Raw genomic sequence first — 3881 nt, forward strand, 5'->3', positions numbered from 1 at the left:
CGTCAAGCGCTCGTTTCGATGACGCAGGTGTTTTTAGATACATTGGTCGTCTGTTCGATCACAGGTTTGACGCTCGTCATGGGAGGACAACTTGATACGAAGTTACAAGGCGTTGAATTGACGACAGCAAGCTTCGAGGTCTTCCTCGGTCCTGCCGGAAAATACATCGTCACGATTGGACTCGTCATGTTTGCTTATTCGACTGTTCTTGGCTGGTCGTATTATGGCGAAAAATCAATCTATTATCTATTCGGTCAAAAATCGATCCTCCCATACCGTATCCTGTTCGTCTTAGTCGCCGGAGCGGGTGCGATGACGACGAACTTGAACATGGTCTGGGCGATTTCCGATGTCTTTAATGGATTGATGGCGATTCCGAACTTAATCGGTTTGATTGGATTGTCCGGTGTCGTCATTGCTGAGACACGACTGTTCCGCGAACAGTTGAGACGAGAAGAAGCGAATCGGAAAGTTTCGTAGAACATGCGAAAATGAAAGACTCGGAAGGAACTAGTGCTTAAAAATCATTTTTGAAAACGAATGACTTTGCCATCCTCGCTTTCCCTGACAAAAGAATGTACCATGCTTTCTTTTCCTGTAGGAGTCGAGGAATAGGCATTCACATTCTATATCTATTCAACAAAAGAGAAGATTGGTTTCTAGGGTATCCCTTGGAAACCAACCTTCTCTTTTTTGCGTGTGCTCCGTCTCATTCAATCACTTTTTACGATAAAGCATCAGTGATTCATAAGGTCGTAACGTTAAAGTGTACCCCTCTGTCTGCATCTGCTGATAATTATGAAGCAACACCGTATAGTCCGATCCGTCATGAGGTAACGTGAACGTCGTGTCCGTTCCGTAGAAATTCGAGACGACGAGTAATTCTTCTTCACTCGTTGCGCGTTCGTACGCCCAGAGTGATGGATCGTCCGGTGTCAACAGCCGGTATGAACCGTCCGTGAGCACGTCATACTGTTTGCGGAGTTGAATCAACCGCTTGTAATGATGATAGACTGAATCAGGGTCTGCGATAGCAGCCTCGACATTGATTTGATCGTACGTCGGCGAGACCGGGATCCATGGCTCACTTGTACTAAAGCCACCGTTTACGGCGTCTGACCAAGGCATCGGTGTCCGCGCGTTATCGCGTGATTTTTGACGGATCGCAGCGAGAATTGCTTCTTCCGATACGCCGTTGGTCCGTGCTTCTTGATAGGCATTCAATGTCTCGACATCACGGTAGTCGGACAGATTCGTGAAGTCCGGATTCGGCATTCCGATCTCTTCTCCTTGGTAAATATACGGTGTACCTTGCAAGCCATGAAGCGTCGTCGCGAGCATCTTTGCACTCTCGACACGATACGCGACGTCGTCACCAAACCGGCTGACGACGCGGGGTTGGTCATGGTTACACCAAAAAATCGCGTTCCATGCTTGTCCGTTCATGCCAGTTTGCCAGTCGGAGAAAATTTGTTTCAACTGCTTGAAGTCAAACGGTGCAGCCGTCCATTTCTCACCGTTCGGATAATCGACCTTCAAGTGATGGAAATTGAACGTCATCTTCAGTTCTTGATTTTCGAGCGAAGAATATTGAAGACAATGTTCAAGCGACGTCGACGACATCTCACCGACCGTCAAGAGATCGTGTCCGGCAAAAACGGCTGCGTTCATCTCTTGCAAGTAGTCATGAATGTTTGGTCCGTCCGTATAGTACGCACGTCCGTCTCCCTCGGGATCATTGGGAAGCCCTGGCGTCTTCGAGATCAAGTTGATGACGTCGAGTCGGAAGCCACTGACCCCTTTATCGCGCCAAAAGCGCATCATCGCGTAAACGTCTTCCCGGAGTCGGGGATTTTCCCAGTTCAGGTCCGCTTGCGTCTTGTCGAACAGGTGCAAGTAATACTTACCAGCTACCTCATCGAATGACCAAGCAGGACCGCCGAACTTCGATACCCAGTCGTTCGGTGTCTCGCGCCAAATGAAGTAGTCATGATAGGGACTGTCCGGATGACGTCCTTCTTCGAACCAAGCGTGTGACGTCGAGCAGTGATTGACGACGATATCCATCATGACCGACAGACCACGTCGTTTTGTTTCTGCGAGTAACGTCTCGAAATCATCCATCGTTCCATACGAGGGATCGATTGCGTAATAGTCACTGACATCATATCCATTATCGTTTTGCGGTGAGGCATAGACCGGCGTCAACCACAGGTAATCGACACCAAGATCCGCCAGATAATCGAGTTTGGCCGTGACCCCGCGCAACGTACCGGTCGCTTTGCCCTCCGGACTATAAAAACTCTTCGGATAGATTTGATAAACGGCGGATTTGCGCCAATCGGTTGTCGTGATCATCAGATACACACCTTTCTGAAATTACGCCGCTTTGTTCAGTGCGGCTTTTTTTGCGCGTTTCGTTGAGACATAGTGGAACAGGAACGTACAGGCAATAGGAACGATAATTGCGATTACCATGCCGACAATGAACGACAGGATCGACCCGGGTACGATCGAGATGAAAGCAGGTAAGCCACCGACACCAATTGCAGGAGCAAGGACACGGCTGACTGCGATGAAGGCAGACGCGATTGCTGATCCGACGAGTGCCGCATAAAACGGATATTTGAATCGAAGATTAACCCCGAACATCGCTGGTTCCGTGATCCCAAAGTAAGCGGATAGTGCCGACGTCGACGCCATGTTCTTATCGTTGACGTTTTTCGCGAGGAAGAGCATCGCGAGCGTTGCTGAACCTTGGGCGATGTTCGAGATCGCGATCATCGGCCAGATAAACGTCGTTCCACTTTGTCCGATCAACTGTAAGTCGACGGCGATGAACATGTGATGCATGCCGGTGATGACGAGCGGTGCGTAGAGTGCACCGAATAATAAGGCACCGAGTAACGGAACAGCTTCGAACGTATTGACGACACCAATCGTGATCCAGTCACCGACTTGACGTGTGACCGGTCCGATGACGGCAAGGGCAAGGAAGCCCGTTAATGTGATCGTCGTAATCGGTACGACGAGTAATTGGATGGCGTTCGGTACGCGTTTTTTGAGCCAGCGTTCAATCGTGCTAAGGACATAAGCGGCTGCGAGCACCGGGAGAATTTGTCCTTGATAGCCGACTTTTTCGATTTCAAACAGACCGAGGATGTTGAACGTCGGAATTTCACCTTTTAAAGCGCTCTGTCCGTAATTCCAAGCGTTTAAGAGATCGGGATGAACAAGCATCAGACCCATGACGATTCCGAGGATCTCACTTCCGCCGAAGCGTTTCGTTGCCGACCAGCCGACGAGTGCCGGGAGAAAGACGAAAGCGGTATTTGCCATCATATTGATCAGGTCCCATAATCCTTGTAGATTCGGATAACGATCAATCATCGTCTTGCCGCCGAATTCGATACCGAACAGATTATTGATCCCCATTAAGAGACCAGCGACGATGATCGCCGGGATGATGGGCATGAAGACGTCGGAAAAGACTTTGATCAACTTTTGGAACGGGTTCATTTTCGCCGCTCCTGACGATTTAACGTCCGCAATCGTTGTCGCCTGCAAACCAGTCAGTTGAATGAATTCAGCATAGACCCGGTCGACATCACCGGCACCAATGACGATTTGATAGACGCCTGCGTTCAAGAACGCGCCTTTGACGAGCGGAACTTCAAGTAAGGCTTCTTGGTCGACGAGCTCTTGATTTTTAAGCGTTAAGCGAAGACGGGTGACACAGTGAGCTGCCTGCTCAACGTTCTCCTTGCCTCCGATTTTCTCAATGATTTGCTCTGCAATCTGACGATAGTTTGGTTTCATCTCGATGCTCCTTTTTGGAAGTGACGTACTCGACCACTTTTGAAATGAAAACGTTTTCTTAT

3 protein-coding genes are annotated in these 3881 nt (G+C 49.2%); 1 reads left to right on the forward strand and 2 read right to left on the reverse strand.

Going from position 1 to position 3881, the window contains the following annotated elements:
- Nucleotides 1-480: alanine:cation symporter family protein (locus B2751_RS03470; RefSeq protein ID WP_290772824.1), on the forward strand; the 480-nt coding region annotated here is incomplete at its 5' end.
- A gap of 237 nt (nucleotides 481-717) precedes the next feature.
- Here B2751_RS03470 and treC read toward each other — a convergent pair.
- Both treC and treP read right to left on the reverse strand, forming a co-directional pair.
- Nucleotides 718-2358, reverse strand: coding sequence for an alpha,alpha-phosphotrehalase (gene treC / locus B2751_RS03475; RefSeq protein WP_290753014.1), 1641 nt, complete (start codon nucleotides 2356-2358; stop codon nucleotides 718-720).
- A 21-nt stretch (nucleotides 2359-2379) separates the two neighbouring features.
- Nucleotides 2380-3819 (reverse strand): PTS system trehalose-specific EIIBC component, encoded by a 1440-nt coding sequence (gene treP, locus B2751_RS03480; protein WP_290772829.1) that lies wholly within the window; start codon nucleotides 3817-3819, stop codon nucleotides 2380-2382.
- Between the last annotated feature and the right edge of the window lie 62 nt (nucleotides 3820-3881).

It is taken from the genome of Exiguobacterium sp. UBA6282 (assembly GCF_002440475.1).
Classification (GTDB): domain Bacteria; phylum Bacillota; class Bacilli; order Exiguobacteriales; family Exiguobacteriaceae; genus Exiguobacterium_A.

What these genes read in the sequence shown, in the direction of transcription:
- treC (WP_290753014.1), bottom strand. Translation starts at nt 2,358, where the DNA reads ATGATCACGACAACCGATTGGCGCAAATCCGCCGTTTATCAAATCTAT.
- treP (WP_290772829.1), bottom strand. Translation starts at nt 3,819, where the DNA reads ATGAAACCAAACTATCGTCAGATTGCAGAGCAAATCATTGAGAAAATC.